This window comes from Sulfitobacter sp. AS92 (assembly GCF_038900015.1).
GTDB lineage: Bacteria > Pseudomonadota > Alphaproteobacteria > Rhodobacterales > Rhodobacteraceae > Sulfitobacter.
In genome coordinates this window covers 137,364-152,399 of sequence record NZ_JBBMQL010000001.1, presented here as the reverse complement: position 1 = coordinate 152,399, position 15,036 = coordinate 137,364, and the positions used below count along the sequence as shown (strand labels likewise).

At 59.0% G+C, this 15,036-nt stretch carries 15 protein-coding genes; 9 read left to right on the top strand and 6 right to left on the bottom strand.

The features are described 5' to 3' along the window. Positions 1 to 15 precede the first annotated feature (15 nt). Complete coding sequence (locus WNY61_RS00745) at positions 16 to 987, top strand: C45 family peptidase (protein ID WP_342849539.1); 972 nt, start codon at positions 16 to 18, stop codon at positions 985 to 987. Continuing rightward, positions 984 to 2,087, top strand: a complete 1,104-nt coding sequence (locus WNY61_RS00740; RefSeq protein WP_342849538.1) for a CaiB/BaiF CoA-transferase family protein — start codon at positions 984 to 986, stop codon at positions 2,085 to 2,087. Before WNY61_RS00745 ends, WNY61_RS00740 begins: the two co-directional genes overlap by 4 nt. A 50-nt stretch (positions 2,088 to 2,137) precedes the next feature. Here WNY61_RS00740 and WNY61_RS00735 read toward each other — a convergent pair whose 3' ends face one another. Beyond that, positions 2,138 to 2,698 (bottom strand): type 1 glutamine amidotransferase domain-containing protein, encoded by a 561-nt coding sequence (locus WNY61_RS00735; RefSeq protein WP_342849537.1) that lies wholly within the window; start codon positions 2,696 to 2,698, stop codon positions 2,138 to 2,140. Positions 2,699 to 2,855: 157 nt separating this feature from the next. Between WNY61_RS00735 and WNY61_RS00730 the strand changes: the two genes are divergently transcribed. From WNY61_RS00730 to WNY61_RS00700, 7 genes are all read left to right on the top strand, one after another. Further along, positions 2,856 to 3,503 (top strand): paraquat-inducible protein A, encoded by a 648-nt coding sequence (locus WNY61_RS00730; RefSeq protein WP_342849536.1) that lies wholly within the window; start codon positions 2,856 to 2,858, stop codon positions 3,501 to 3,503. Further along, the gene (locus WNY61_RS00725) at positions 3,461 to 4,120 is read left to right on the top strand and encodes a paraquat-inducible protein A (RefSeq protein WP_342849981.1); all 660 of its coding nucleotides are present in this window, start codon (positions 3,461 to 3,463) and stop codon (positions 4,118 to 4,120) included. Before WNY61_RS00730 ends, WNY61_RS00725 begins: the two co-directional genes overlap by 43 nt. Beyond that, positions 4,113 to 6,197, top strand: a complete 2,085-nt coding sequence (locus WNY61_RS00720; protein WP_342849535.1) for an MlaD family protein — start codon at positions 4,113 to 4,115, stop codon at positions 6,195 to 6,197. The genes WNY61_RS00725 and WNY61_RS00720 overlap by 8 nt, the downstream gene beginning before the upstream one ends. A gap of 3 nt (positions 6,198 to 6,200) precedes the next feature. Further along, positions 6,201 to 6,767 carry a PqiC family protein gene (locus WNY61_RS00715; RefSeq protein ID WP_342849534.1) on the top strand — a complete coding sequence of 189 codons (567 nt, stop codon included), beginning with the start codon at positions 6,201 to 6,203 and terminating at the stop codon, positions 6,765 to 6,767. 128 nt (positions 6,768 to 6,895) lie between these two features. After that, positions 6,896 to 7,366 carry a MarR family transcriptional regulator gene (locus WNY61_RS00710; protein ID WP_342849533.1) on the top strand — a complete coding sequence of 157 codons (471 nt, stop codon included), beginning with the start codon at positions 6,896 to 6,898 and terminating at the stop codon, positions 7,364 to 7,366. A gap of 44 nt (positions 7,367 to 7,410) precedes the next feature. Then, positions 7,411 to 8,652: an efflux RND transporter periplasmic adaptor subunit gene (locus WNY61_RS00705; protein ID WP_342849532.1), complete on the top strand. Its 1,242-nt coding sequence runs from the start codon at positions 7,411 to 7,413 to the stop codon at positions 8,650 to 8,652. After that, positions 8,649 to 11,780, top strand: a complete 3,132-nt coding sequence (locus WNY61_RS00700; protein ID WP_342849531.1) for an efflux RND transporter permease subunit — start codon at positions 8,649 to 8,651, stop codon at positions 11,778 to 11,780. The genes WNY61_RS00705 and WNY61_RS00700 overlap by 4 nt, the downstream gene beginning before the upstream one ends. 7 nt (positions 11,781 to 11,787) lie before the next feature. Here the strand turns inward: WNY61_RS00700 and WNY61_RS00695 are convergent, their stop codons facing one another. From WNY61_RS00695 to lptC, 5 genes are all read right to left on the bottom strand, one after another. Next, the gene (locus WNY61_RS00695; protein WP_007118510.1) at positions 11,788 to 12,252 is read right to left on the bottom strand and encodes a PTS sugar transporter subunit IIA; all 465 of its coding nucleotides are present in this window, start codon (positions 12,250 to 12,252) and stop codon (positions 11,788 to 11,790) included. A gap of 40 nt (positions 12,253 to 12,292) precedes the next feature. After that, entirely contained in the window at positions 12,293 to 12,859 is a 567-nt protein-coding gene (raiA, locus tag WNY61_RS00690; RefSeq protein ID WP_007118511.1) for a ribosome-associated translation inhibitor RaiA, read from the bottom strand. 308 nt (positions 12,860 to 13,167) lie between these two features. Then, a complete protein-coding gene (lptB, locus tag WNY61_RS00685; RefSeq protein WP_113075657.1) occupies positions 13,168 to 13,926 on the bottom strand; it encodes an LPS export ABC transporter ATP-binding protein in 759 nt (252 codons plus the stop codon). Continuing rightward, positions 13,923 to 14,396, bottom strand: a complete 474-nt coding sequence (gene lptA, locus WNY61_RS00680; RefSeq protein WP_342849980.1) for a lipopolysaccharide transport periplasmic protein LptA — start codon at positions 14,394 to 14,396, stop codon at positions 13,923 to 13,925. The genes lptB and lptA overlap by 4 nt, the downstream gene beginning before the upstream one ends. 26 nt (positions 14,397 to 14,422) lie before the next feature. Next, a complete protein-coding gene (gene lptC, locus WNY61_RS00675; protein ID WP_342849530.1) occupies positions 14,423 to 15,031 on the bottom strand; it encodes an LPS export ABC transporter periplasmic protein LptC in 609 nt (202 codons plus the stop codon). Positions 15,032 to 15,036 lie beyond the last annotated feature (5 nt).

The window sequence follows — 15,036 nt, the reverse complement described above, 5'->3', positions numbered from 1 at the left end:
AAATGAAAGGCCGCGATGTACTGGCGCGCACTGTCCGAAGACCAGCCCGGCCCCAAGTGGGCCGGACTCTTCGCGGCCTATTGGCCCGACTACCATGCGTGGTGGCTGAAGGAGGGTGAGGCCGCGCGCCCCACCTACGCCCAATGCCGCCGCGCCTTGGCCAAACACATGCCGGAAATGGTGCCGCTTTATGACGAGCTTTGCACCCTCGCGGGCGGCGGCGATCATGCCGCGCGGTTCCTTAGCTTCTATTGCCCGCCGCCCTATCTCTCGGCCTGCTCCCAAGCGATCTGGGCCGGGAAAGAGCCGGTCATGGTGCGCAACTACGATTATAACCCCAATGCCTTTGATGCGATGGTGCTGCGCACCGGGTGGCAAGGACGGCAGGTGATGGGCACCTCAGACGGGCTTTGGGGTCTGGTCGACGGGGTGAATGACGCGGGGCTGTCAATCTCGCTGACCTTTGGCGGGCGGCGCGTGGTGGGCGAGGGGTTCGGCGTGCCGCTGATCCTGCGCTATGTGCTGCAAACCTGCAAAACTGCGCAGGAGGCGGGCGAAGTGCTGTCGCGCGTGCCGACGCATATGAGCTATAATGTCACTGTTCTGGACCGGAAACGCAACTATCTGACTGCGATGATGGCCCCTGACCGCCCGGCGGTCATCACCCGCGCGGCCGTGGCGACGAACCATCAAGAAAGCGTCGAGTGGATCAGCCATGCACGGTTTACAGCCACCGTTGAGCGTGAACGCTATCTTTTGCAGCGACTGCGGCTGCACCGTGACCCGGAAGAGAAATTTATCGGCGCGTTTTTGAAGCCGCCGCTTTATTCCACGGCGTTTAATGCGGGGTTTGGCACGCTCTATACCGCTGTTTACCGACCGCGAAAGCGGCAGATGGAACTGCGTTGGCCCGGTACGACTTGGGCGCTGTCGCTGTCTGATTTCACCGAAGGTGCGCGGCAAGTGCTGGTGCCGGGGGCTGCATGAGCGGGACGGAACGGAAAGGTCCACTTGCTTCCCTGCGGGTGGTGGAGTTCTCGGGGCTAGGACCCGCGCCGCTTGCCGGGCAGCTGTTGGCCGATCTTGGGGCGGATGTCATTACGGTCGACCGCAAAGCCGCCCCGGCAGACCCTGCGGACATCAACCGGCGTGGTAAGCGTTCGGTGGTGTTGAACCTAAAATCCCCCGAAGGCATCGCGGCGGCGCAGGCACTGGTCGCTTCTGCCGATGTGTTGATCGAAGGGTTCCGCCCCGGTGTGATGGAGCGTTTGGGCCTCGGACCTGAGAATTGCCCTGGGAAGCTGATCTATGGCCGCATGACCGGCTGGGGCCAGACTGGCCCATGGGCGCAAACGGCGGGGCATGACATCAACTATCTGGCTCTAACAGGGGCTTTACACGCCATGGGCAGCGCGGATGCGCCCCCTGTGCCGCCGCTGAATATGGTTGCAGATTATGGCGGCGGGACGATGTTCTTGCTGTTCGGTATCCTCTCGGCAGTGATCGAGCGCAGCGTGACTGGCAAAGGTCAGGTCGTTGATGCAGCTATGGTCGATGGCGTGCCTGCGATGATGGGGCTGATCCACGGTATGTTAGCTCAAAACAAATGGACGGAAGAGCGCGCCGCAAATTGGCTGGACGGGGCCGCGCCTTTCTATCGATGCTATACCTGTGCGGATGGGAAATTCATCGCTGTGGGCGCGTTAGAGCCTCAGTTCTATGCCATCCTCTTAGAAAAGTTGGACCTGCCCGCAGAGTATGCGGCCACCCAAAACGACACCGCCACATGGCCCGCGCGGACCGTTGAATTCGCCGCGATATTTGCCACGCGCAGCCGCGACGACTGGGCCGCGCATTTTGACGGGTCCGACGCCTGTGTTGCCCCGGTGCTAAGTTTTTCCGAGGTGCCGGATCATCCTCAGATGGCGGCGCGGGGCAATGTGCTGCGCATGGATGGCGTGCTGCAATCGGGCCACGCGCCGCGCTTTGGGTTAGGCGCACCAACCATGCCCAGCCCACCGCGTGCTATCGGCGCAGATACCGATGCGGTGCTGGCGGAACTCGGCGTTACCTTGGGCCGCGCATGAAAAACCCCCGGCCAAGAGACCGGGGGTAATCGTAGATCGTAGAACGTGGTTTATGCAGCCTTGCGGTCGTGTTTGCCTTCTTCGATCTCTTCGACGATCTTGGCGACGAATGCATCCAGATCTTCGGGCGAGCGGCTGGTGACGATGCCTTGGTCGGCGACCACTTCGCTGTCTTCATAATGCGCACCGGCGTTTTTCACATCAGTGGCGATTGAGCTAAAGCAGGTTGCCTTGCGGCCCTTGATAATGCCTGCCTCAATCAGCAGCCACGGCGCATGGCAAATCGCGGCGACGGTCTTGCCGCTGTCATGGAACTTACGGATCAGCGCCACGGCGTCTTTGTTAGCGCGCAGCAGGTCGGGGTTGATCTGGCCGCCGGGTAGAACGATGCCGTGGTAGTCATCCACCACTACGTCTTTCAGCGCCAGATCGGCTGGGGTGGTGTCGCCCCAATCGTCTTCGTCCCAGCCCTTGATGCCATTCCCGTCGGGGGTGGCCACATGGACGGTTGCACCGCGTGCACGAAGGTCGTTCAGGGGCTTTTCCAGTTCGGACTGCTCGAACCCGTCGGTTGCGAGGATCAGGATCTTTGCATTGTTAATGTCGGTCATTGCTTTCTCCTTTATGATTTCTGTTGGACCAACGATGCCCGCAGCGGCCTGTTCCGCTCACATTCGCGAGAGCGCGATGTTCCGCCGGTGCAGATACGTCACAAGGCCCGGAATATTTGTTGATACGGCGGGGGTCGGCATCATATATCCACTCAGAATGGATCACCCCGACACACCCCTTGCCGACTTGCCGATGGACGAGCTGATCGTTTGTCCGCAATGCGATGCAATCTACAGGCTGCGGCGTCCCGCCCATGGGGAACGTGCGGCCTGTGAGCGTTGCCATACGGCGCTGATAACGCCGCGCCAAAACGCCGGTTTGCAAATCATCGCAGTCGCGATGGCGGTTATGGTGTTGATCATCGGCGCGGCGGTCTTTCCTTTCCTCACCATTGATGCGGCAGGCACCAGCAATTCGGTGTCGGTGTTGGACGCGGCGCTGGCTTTTGCGGGTGGGCCGATGATCTTGCTGTCGCTGGCCACCGCGGCGCTGATCTTTTTCATACCGCTCTTGCGGGTAATGCTGACACTTTATGTGCTGATCCCCGTGGTATTGGATCGCCCTGCAGCGCGCCACGCGGTCGCGGCCTTTCGTTTGTCAGAAGAACTGCGGCCCTGGTCGATGGCTGAAATCTTTGCGATTGGCTGTGCCGTGGCGCTGGTCAAGGTGGCCGATCTGGCCGATGTCGGCTTTGGGCCGGCTTTTTACATGTTCGGGGCGTTGGTGGTGCTTGTCATCGCGCAGGACAGATTTTTATGCAAATGGTCCGTATGGAACTCTCTGGAACATCCCAAGAAATCCTGAGCGCACGGGAGCTGGGCATCGTCGCCTGCACCCGGTGTAGCAAGCCCGCGCCAATGGGCACGCCGACCTGTAGCCGTTGCGGGCACCGGCTGGTGTCGCGCGACCGTCTGAGCCTTCAGCGGGTTTGGGCGTTTTGGACGGTCGGGCTGATGTGCTACATCCCCGCGAATACCTATCCGATGCTCAAAACCCGAACGCTGTTTCAGGTCGAGGAAAGCACAATCATCGGCGGGGCGGTTGAGTTGGCGCAGTATGGCAACTGGGGGATCGCGCTTATCATCCTTTTTGCATCTGTCGTCATTCCGCTCGCAAAATTCATGGCCGTGGCCTTTCTGGCGATCAGCGTGAAACGGCGTTCTGTAACGTCGCAGCGGCAGCGGCATTATCTATATGAGCTGGTCGAGTATATCGGCCGCTGGTCAATGATTGACATCTTTGTGGTTGCGATTTTGTCGTCTCTGGTGCAACTCAAGACACTGGCCGCTATTAATCCGGGAGTTGCGAGCATCTTTTTTGCCCTCTCTGTGATCTTTACCATGTTGGCAGCACAAGCGTTTGATACCCGTATGATCTGGGACGCTCAGACCAAGGACGAGGGCCCGAAAACCGATGACTAAAACGCCAACCGACGTGCCCATTTCGCCCACGCGTAAGATGTTTCTCAGCGGGGCGTCGGTGATCTGGATTATCCCGATCCTTGCCCTGATCGTCGCGCTTTTCGTCGCCTACCGCTCCTACGCGGACCGCGGGCCGTTGATTGTCATCGAATTCGAAGCGGGCGCTGGCATCTCTGCCGGAGAGACCGAATTGCGCTTTCGCGATGTAACAGTCGGGGTGGTCGAAAAGGTCGGCTTTACCTCTGACCTTGAAAAAGTGACAGCACATATCCGCATCGACAAAGATGTGGCCCCCTACATCGACAGCGGCGCGGTTTTTTGGGTCGTACAGCCCGAAGTCACCGCGCAGGGCATCACGGGGCTGAGCACTGTGCTAAGCGGTGTCTACATCGAAGGGTCATGGGATCAGCAGGTCGGCCCGCCAGCGCAACGTTTCCAAGGGTCTTCGACCGAGCCGTTGATCCGCGGCGGTCAGAATGGGCTTGAGATCGCATTCCGCTCGACCGCCAATGGTCAGCTAACGGACAATGTGCCGATACTTTATAAAGGTATCGAAGTCGGTCGGGTTGGCTATGCCAAGATCGCCCCGCGTGGCAATTTCGCCATCGTCGAAGCGCTGATTTTTGAGGAGCATCGCCAGCTTATCAATGAATCTACCCGGTTTTGGGATGCCTCCGGCTTTAGCGTGAATATCGGTCCTGCCGGGGCTGAGATCGACTTTTCCTCGCTGGCAACCCTTGTGGGCGGCGGCGTGACTTTTGATACCTTCGTGTCGGGTGGCGCGCAGGTGTCTGACGGCACAGTATTTGAAATCTATCCCGACAAAGAAACCGCGCGCAATTCCGTGTTTAACGCGTCCGAAGTTGATCCGCTTAAAATGAGCGTCGTATTCGATGACAATATCTCGGGCTTGATCGTCGGTGCCCCGGTCGAGATGAGCGGGCTTGAGATCGGTGAAGTAGAAACGCTCTCTGGTCTTGTGGATTTCGAACGCTTTGGCGACAGCCGTGTTCGGTTGAACGCGATCCTGTCGATCCAGCCCGCACATCTGGGGTTACAGGGCGACGTGACGGCTGATGCAGCGCTGGCGTTCCTCTCCGAGCGTGTTGAGGATGGCCTGCGCGCCCGGCTTGCTTCGGCCAGCCTGCTTACCGGTGGGTTGAAGGTTGAGATGGTGATGGTCGAAGACGCACCCGAGGCCTCTCTGAATGAGACCGACAACAACCTCGCGTTGATGCCGACCACCGAAAGCGATGTCTCCGACGCCGCAGCCACGGTCGAGGGCGTCTTCACACGTATCAACAGCCTGCCCATCGAAGAGCTGCTCAGCAGCGCGATTTCTTTCCTGAATTCTGCAGAGGCCTTTGTTTCTGACGAAGACCTGCGAGAAACCCCACAAGATGTGCGCGCCCTGCTGGGCGAACTGACGGGGCTTGTCTCCTCTGAAGAGGTCAAGAATGTGCCTGTGGCGCTGAACGGGACCCTGGTGCGGATCGAACAGTTGGTTGCTAAACTCGAAGAAGAGCGCGTTGTTGAGCGGCTTTCCACTGCGTTGGAAAGCGCCTCGGAAGCGGCGAATTCGGTTTCGTCCTCGGTAGAGGGCGTGCCAGAACTGGTGGAAAGCATCCAGGCAGTCGCGGCCAAGGCTGAAACGCTTGAGGTCGAAGAACTGGTTGTGGCGCTGACTGATCTTACTGAATCCGCAGAAGCCGTGATCGGCACCGATGATGCGGTCGCCCTGCCGGGCGCGCTGAAACGTGCACTGGACGAGGTGAACGCCACACTCGAAGAGCTGCGTGAAGGCGGTGCTATTGATAACGTGAACCGCACGTTGGAGTCGGCACGCAATGCTGCCGACAATATCGCGGTTTCGGCGCGTGACCTGCCGCAGGTGGTAGCGCGTTTGACCGCGCTATTCGCACAGGCCAGCAGCACCATCGAAGGCTATAACCAAGGGGAACAGCTTAGCCGCAGCGCCGAGCGTACCCTGCGTGACATCCAGAAAGCCGCCGAAGCACTTGCATCTTTGGCGCGGACCATTGAACGTAACCCCAATTCTCTATTGCTGGGACGGTAAAGCATGAACATTGCAAAACCCCTAATCACCCTCGGTCTGCTGGTCGCTTTGGCCGCATGTGGTGGCACGACCGAGCGTTTTACCGTGCGCGCCCCGGCGATAACGGAGAAAACCTCGATCGCGTTCGCCTCGGTTGAAGTCCGCGATGTGTCATTGCCGACCTACGCCGCAGCCGAAGAAATCTCGCTGCAGATGGCGGATGGTAGCCTTATCAGTTCGTCGGACGTGTTATGGGCCGATGCGCCCGAGCGCGCCGTGGCGCTTGAGTTAAGCCAGAACCTAGCACGCATGACCGGGCGCCGCGTTGCGTCTGAGCCTTGGCCGTTCGAAGCCTTCCCCGATGCCCGTCTCGAAGTACGCTTTGCAGAGTTCGTGGCGACCGAGACAGGTCAGTTCCGCGCGTCAGGTCAGTATTTCGTGGCTGTCCCGGATGACGGTCGGGAGCGTTCTGGGCTGTTTGACCTAAGCGTGCCATTCAACGGCGAAGGGGGGATCAATGCCATCGCCACCGCACGCGGCCAGCTGGTGCTGAACCTTGCCCGCTTTATTGCGCAGAACGGCTTGAAGTGAGCGCTTCCACCCGAAAATGACCTAACGGCACGTATCGTTCAGACTGTTCAGATAATTCTGAATAGACTTGATTTGTGCCGAAGGCTGTCTATTTACCGTCAATGCAGGCTGTCATTGACGGGGAACAGATGAATACCACTGAACAAATAGACCAAGTCCGTGATGATTTTATTACGCGGATGGGCGTGATCGCGATGGGCGAAGGGCTGCCCCGTATGTCGGGTCAGATTTTTGCCATGCTCGTTTTCGAAGGCGAGCCGATTGCCTTTGGCGCGCTGTCGCGCCGACTGTCCGTCAGCCGTGCTACGATCAGCACTTCTATCCGCCTGCTCGAAGAGCGCGGCCTGATCCGGCGGGTAAACAAGACGGGTGACCGGCAAGATTACTTCCAACTTGCCGATGACGCCTATGCCGCGATGACAAAATACGCGCTTGCTGGCACGCGCCACGCCAAGGCCGAGATTAATGACACCATGAGCAAGCTCCCCGAAGATGCCGAAGGGGTGCGCGCAAGGCTCGATTCTTTTGCGGCGTTCTACGACACGATCAGTGAAGCGCTTGACGATGTCGCCACCCGGGTAAGCAAGCCCAAGATTTGACGCGCGACCAGAAGACGCAAGGTTGCAGCGATGGAGTTCTATCAATGAGTGACACATCCCAAGAGCGCAAGACGCTCTCCTTTGATAGCGATGCCGGCTCGAAACGGTCGAAGTTCATCGCGGGGGGCATTGCGGTGCTGATCGGCCTTTGGATGGGCAGTGGCTATATCATCCCATCCGAAGAAACCGAAGCAGCTGCACCCGCGCCAATCTCGCCTAAGGCGGTCACAGTGGCGGTGCGTCGTTCTCAGGCGGACAATGTGACCCAAGTTTTCGTGGCCGAAGGCCAAGCGCTGCCAGACCGCGATACGATGGTGCGTGCAGAATCCGGGGGCGAGATCGCCGAAGTGCTGGTCGCCAAAGGCGCTGTTCTGGAGGCGGGCGATTTGATTGCCAGGCTGAGCACGACGTCGCGCGACTCTGACCTGGCCCGCGCGCGTGAAGAGCTAAACCGCGCGCAACGCGAATATGACAATGCCGAAGCACTATTGGAGCGTGGTGTCTCGACCGTTGACCGCGTCAGCCAAGCGCGTGCAACGCTGGCCTCGGCGCAGGCGTCTGTCACGACCGCCGAAGAGGCGCTGAACAATACCGAAATCCGTGCACCTTTCCCGGGGCGCCTTGAGATGTTGGATATCTCTGCCGGCGAATTCGTCTCCACCGGCGAAGACATCGCCCGGTTGGTGGATAACACGCCGCTGACCATCCAAGTGCAGGTGCCCCAGCAAGCGCTGAAAGACATCAAGGAAGGGCAGGAAGCCGAAGTGACATTTATCACCGGGGCCGAAGCACAGGGCGAAGTGCAATTCGTATCAAGCAGCGCCAGCGCCGAAACCCGGACCTTTACCGCCGAGATTAGGGTCGAGAACACCGATGGTGTGATCCCTGCCGGTATATCCGCCCGCGTGCGCATCCCCACGGGCGAGACCCGCGCGCATTTCGTCTCTCCGGCGATCCTGTCTTTGGACACCAATGGCACTTTGGGTGTGAAGACGGTGAATGGCGAAAGCAAAGTCGTTTTCAATAAGATCGCGATTGTTCGCGCTCAAACGGATGGCATCTGGATCGCAGGCCTGCCGGATCAAGCTGAGATCATCACCATTGGGCAGGGTTTTGTGAACGACGGCGAAACTGTCAATCCGCAGGCCGAGACCAGCACTGAAGACACCCCCAAAGAGCAACCTATGACGGGCGTGCCAGAGACTGATGAATTGGAAGACACCTCCGCTGGTGCGGGCCAGATCACCGGCAGTGCCGAAGCCGCCCAGCCGGAGCGCGTGGAATGAACGCCCTGATCGACGCCGCCTTTAGCCGCAGCCGTGTGGTAATCCTAAGTCTGGTGATGATCCTGCTCGTCGGGGCCTATGCCTATGTTGGTATCCCCAAGGAAAGCTCGCCCGAGATCCCTATTCCAACGCTCTATGTCTCCACCACGCTCGAAGGTATCTCACCCGAAGACAGTGAACGGCTGTTGGTCGAGCCGCTAGAGACAGAGCTCAGCGCGATCACCGGGCTAAAGCAGATCACCTCAAACGGGGCGGAAGGCCATGCCTCTGTGCAGCTGGAGTTTGAGCCGGGGTTCGATTCTGATGAAGCCCTCGACAAGGTGCGTGAAGGGGTAGACCGGGCGAAGTCTGACCTGCCTGAGGACGCCACCGACCCGGTTGTGACCGAGATCAACACGGCGCTTTTCCCGATCCTGACTGCGATCCTGTCCGGGCCGGTGCCAGAACGCACGCTTAACCGTATTTCCGAGGAGTTGAAGGACGCGATTGAAGGGCTGTCCGGCGTGCTCGAAGTCGACGTTGGTGGAGAGCGCACAGAGCTTTTGGAAATCTTAATCGATCCAACTGTGTTTGAGACCTACAACATTTCTTTCGAAGAGCTGATCAGTCAGATCAACCGCAACAACCGCCTGATTGCAGCGGGCGCGATTGAAAGCGGCGCGGGGCGGCTGGTGCTCAAGGTGCCGGGCCTGATTGAAGACGTCGAAGACGTGATGTCTCTGCCGATCAAAGTGCGCGGCGATACTGTGGTGACCTTCGCTGATGTCGCCGCGATCCGCCGCACCTTCAAAGATCCCACCGGCTTTGCGCGCATTGATGGGCAACCGGCACTGGCGTTGGAGATCAAAAAACGCTCTGGCGCGAACATCATCGAAACGGTCGCCGCCGTGCGTGAGCTAATTGATGAAATGCGGACGGAATGGCCTGACAGCATCACCGTCAAATACACCCAAGACGAATCCGAGCAGGTGCAAAGCATGCTCAGCGATCTTGAGGCCAACGTGATCGCGGCCGTGATCCTTGTGATGATCGTGATCGTCTGGGCCTTGGGCGTCCGGTCGGCCTTGCTGGTAGGGCTGGCGATTCCGGGGGCGTTTCTTGCCGGGGTCACGGCGCTTTGGGTCATGGGCTATACGATGAACCTCGTGGTTCTCTTCTCGCTGATCCTCGTGGTGGGCATGCTGGTGGACGGCGCCATCGTAACCACCGAACTGGCCGACCGCCGCCTGCAGGAGGGGCATTCCCCCCGTGCGGCCTATGCCCATGCGGCTAAGCGTATGTCATGGCCGATCATCGCCTCAACAGCGACGACGTTGAGCGTGTTTTTCCCGCTGCTGTTCTGGACCGGCACGGTGGGGGAGTTCATGAAATTTCTGCCGATTACGGTTATTTTGACCCTGACGGCCTCGCTTTTCATGGCGTTGGTTTTTATCCCCGTGGTTGGCGGGATTATTGGCAAACGCCCGCCGCAATCGGCCAAGGATAAGGCCACGCTTTATGCCGCTGAACAGGGTGATCCGCGTGATTTGAAGGGCTTTACCGGCGGCTATGTCAAACTGCTGGAATTCGCCATTCTGCGGCCTTGGATGACATTGATACTGGCGATTTCTATGCTGATGGGGGGCTTTACCGCCTATGCGCAGTTCGGCAACGGCATCACCTTTTTCCCCGAAGTAGAGCCTGATTTCGCGCAGGTACAGGTCCGCGCGCGGGACAACTTCTCAATCTACGAACAAGACGAACTGGTACGGCAGGTTGAGCAGCGGTTGTTCGAGTATGATGAAATCGCCAGTGTCTATGCGCGCACCGGCGGCGGCAACCGTGACAGCGCCGATTTGATTGGCACCGTTCAGGTGGAATTTACCGAATGGGACGAACGCCGGACCGCCGCGATGATCGGCGAGGATATCCGCACCGAGATGGCGGCCATTCCGGGCATCGATGTGCAGGTTCAGACGGCCTCAAACGGACCCACTGGCGGGAAGCCCGTCAATCTGCGGATCAAGGCACATGACAGCGAAGTGCAGCAGCAGGTTGTTAACCAAATCCGTGAGAAGATGTCGGATATCGGCGGTTTCACCGATGTGACGGATTCGCGCCCCCTGCCGGGGGTGGAGTGGCGCATCGCAGTTAACCGTTCCGAAGCAGCACGGTTCGGGGCCGATATCTCCACATTGGGCCAAGCGGTGCAACTGCTTACGCGGGGCATTACCGTGGCGGATTACCGCCCCGACGATGCCGAAGGTTCCATCGACATTAACGTTCGCTTTCCGTCTGATGAACGCACGTTGGAGGAGCTTCAATCGCTGCGCGTGCCGACCTCTGCAGGGCTGGTGCCGATCTCGAACTTCGTGACGTTCGAGCCGAGCCCCCGCACCGGCACGATCACGCGGGTGGATCAAGAACGCGTGGTCACGGTTGAGGCCAATGTGGCGCCGGGCGTCTTGGTGAACGATCAAACAGTTGCTCTGCGCAGCGCGATTGACGCGATGGACCTGCCCCCGGGGGTCGAAGCCTCCTTTGCGGGCGAAGCGGAAGACCAGCAGGAATCGATGATATTCCTCGCAGGGGCGTTTATCACCGCGATCTTCCTGATGTTCGTGATCCTCGTGATCCAGTTCAACACGTTCTACCAAGCCTTTGTCGTCATGTCGGCTATTGTCTTTTCCATTGCGGGCGTACTTTTTGGTCTGCTCGTCACCGGGCGACCCTTTGGCGTGGTCATGGGCGGCATTGGGGTGATCGCGCTGGCGGGGATCGTGGTGAACAACAATATCGTTCTGATCGACACCTATAACGATCTTAAGAAAGCCGGGCTTTCACCGCTAGAAGCCGCGTTGCGCACCGGGGCACAACGTCTGCGGCCTGTGGTGCTGACGTCGGTCACGACTGCGCTTGGCCTGATGCCCATGGTGATCGGGCTCAACATCAACTTCTTCACCCGTGAGATCGTTTATGGCGCGCCATCGACGCAATGGTGGACAGAGTTGAGTTCGGCCATTGCGGGCGGTCTGGTGGTCGCAACCGTGCTGACACTGGTGGTGACACCAGCAATGTTGATGTTGGGAGAGAAAAAAGCGACACGCGGCGTGCCCACCCCGCAAGAGGCCGAGCCCGCAGCGGTGTGAGCCGAAGTTAGGCGGCCTTGTCGGCCTTATCCTCAGTCAGAATGGTATAAAGCGTGGCCGGGTCTGGGTTCGACCGCAGCTTGGTGCAGATGCTGGTGTCTCGCAATGTGCGGGCAACCAGCGCCAGCGCTTTAAGGTGCTCGACCCCTGCGTCTTCGGGGGCGAAGAGGGCAAAGGCCACATCGACCGGTTGGCGGTCGACCGACGAAAAATCGATTGGTTTGTCCAGCAGCACGAAAGCACCGACCACACGGTCGATGCCATTCATGCGTGCGTGGGGCAGGGCGACGCCGTGGCCCACACCGGTCGGGCCAAGGGTTTCGCGCGTCATCAGCGCATCCACCACTTGGCCGGCCGGCAGCCCATAGGCATGCTGGGCAAGCTCGCCGATATCCTGCATCAGCCGCTTCTTGCTAGAAGCCGAAGTCAAAACCTTTACGGCCTCTGGCTTGAGGAGTTTGCCGAAATCCATACCGCTCGCCCTGCTCTGTGGCGGATATTACCGCCGTGGGTTACGAAGGGTCGATCCAGCCGATGTTCCCGTCCTCGCGACGGTACACGACATTCATCCCTTCCTGGCCTTCCTTGCGAAACAGCAGCACCGGGTCGCCCGACAATTCCATCTGCATGACCGCTTCACCGACAGACAAAGTTGGCACCTTCATCTGCATCTCGGCAATGATCATGGGTTGGAGGGTATCAGGTTCCTGCGCGTCTGAATCGCTGTCTGACGCGAGGATATAGGAGGACGCCCCCAAAAGTTCAACCGGTTCGGCACGATCTTTGTGATGGTCCTTCAGGCGGCGCTTGTAACGGCGCAGCTGTTTTTCCATCTTTGCGCAGCAACTGTCGAAAGCAGCATAGATTTCCGTCGCCTTGGCTTTGGCCGAAGCGGTGAGACCGGTAGAAAGATGTACAGTTGCCTCACAGGCAAATTCGTGACCCGTTTTGGAAAACACCACCAGGGCATCGGTCGGGCGTTCGGCATATTTGCCTACCGCCTCGTCCAGTTCCGTCCGGACATGTGTCCGAAGCGCATCGCCAATGTCGATCTGTTTGCCACTGATCTGATACCGCATATCGTCTCCTTGTCTTTCTTGTTCCGAACATCGCCAAACGGTCCACGAGCGTGGAGCGGGGTAATGATCAGATATGGAGGAATGGTGCCGCGACCAGAATGATTTTGACCGTTCCTTCGCGGGAAGGGCACTGCAGGATCAAACAGGAACGCGATTTCACCATATATCAATGAGGCCGCGTTTCGGTTTGAAAGTCAATGGCGCCGATGCGCTCGGCGCCGTTTAATGACTACAATCAGAGCGATTTTCAACAACGGCTAAGCAATGCTATGCCAAAGACTGGCCAAGCCAATAAAACACGCTAAGTCCTAGGAAATACGGAAATTATCGCCCAGATAGACGCGGCGCACATTCTCGTTTTGCACAACTTCCTCGGGCGTTCCGGACATCAGAACTTTGCCCTCATGCAGGATATAGGCGCGGTCGACGATCTCTAGTGTTTCGCGGACATTGTGGTCAGTGATCAGTACGCCGATGCCACGCTTCTTGAGGTCGGCGACCAATTGCCGGATGTCCCCAACGGAAATCGGATCGACCCCGGCAAAGGGTTCGTCAAGCAGCAGATAGCTGGGATTGGCGGCCAGACAGCGGGCGATTTCCACGCGGCGACGCTCCCCCCCTGACAGCGCCAGCGCAGGCGCGCGGCGCAGGTGTTCGATGGAAAACTCGGTCAGCAGTTCTTCAAGCCGCTCGCGCCGCTGGTGGCGGTGTTTGACCCGGATATCGAGGATCGCGCTGATGTTGTCTTGTACCGACAGCCCGCGAAAGATGCTCATTTCCTGCGGCAGATAGCCAATGCCAAGCTGCGCGCGGCGGTACATCGGCAGGGTGGTGACATCCTTGCCATCCACGGTCACACGTCCCCCCTCGGGCGTGACCAGCCCGGCTACCGCGTAAAAAGTCGTTGTCTTGCCCGAGCCGTTTGGTCCTAAAAGGGCAACAACCTCGCCGCGGTCAAGCTCCATCGAAAAGTCGCGGATCACCGCTTTCTTGCGATAAGATTTGCGCAAATGCTGAATGCGCAGGCCAGAGTCGCCCCCGGCAACCTTGAGTTCGGGGGGCATCAGTTGCCGCTGCCGGGCTGCAAAATGGTCTTCACGCCGCCCGACATCTGCGCCGTGCCGTCGTTCAGGTTCACCGTCATTTCCTGCGCGCTCAGCGCACTTGGGCCTTGGGTCATCAGGACATCGCCGCTCATCACCAAGGTGCCTGCGTCGATATCATAGTCGGCGCGTTGCGATTCAGCGGCGTCTTCGCCAGCGACCAGCACCACGCCGCCCGTCGCCTCAAGCTTGGCAATGCCTTGATCCTCAGCGCGGTAGATCACTTGCACCTTGCCCGCAGAGAGCGTCATTTCACCCTGGGAGATCAACACGTTACCGGTGAAAACAGCCGTTCCAGAAGCATTATCGACCGACAGATTATCGGCGGTCACTTCGACAGGCAGGCTGGTATCTTGCTCTAGCGCGCCGAAGGCCACATTGGCCGATTGTGCAGTGGCAGGGGCGGCCTGCAGCGCGAAAAGCAGCGGCAGCATCAAAATAAACAAGTGTTTCAAGGCAGTTACTCTTTCGTTGCTTGCGGCGTGTATATCAGTTTCACACCTTTTGTGAAAAGCAATTGCGAGCCGGCGCTGTTCTGCCGATTGGTGATTGCCATGCTTCCGGCGGTGATCTTGCCTGCCGGACTGGTAGCTTCGACCGGGCCGGGTGAAAGAAGATCTAGTGTGGTTAGGTTTGTTGTCATCCGCTCAGATAGAATCTGGTAGCCGGTTGAGGTGCTGACGCGCACATCGCCCGCTAACTCTGCTTCTTCTGCGCCGGTATCGAACCTGCCGCTGCTGGATTGCAGTATGATTTTCGCACCATCCTGTAGGTCTAGGGTGGCCTCGATATCTTCGGCCTCATTGGTGCCGGTCTCGCCGCCGGGGGTTGTCAACTTTTCAGCGGAGAATGAGATCAGATCGCCGTCCGCCGTCGTGCCAGAATAGAAGGGCCCGGTGATCTGCTGGTCGCGCAGGCGCTCTTGCACTTCTTTATCCGCAAAAGGGATCACCGCCTGCGGTTCTATCGCGCGCGACAACAGGAACAGGGTCGACAGCAGTGCCAGCGCAATCAGCGGAAAGAGTACTTTCAGCCAAGAGACAACACGTGAGTGGCGGTCGCCCTTCATCCCGC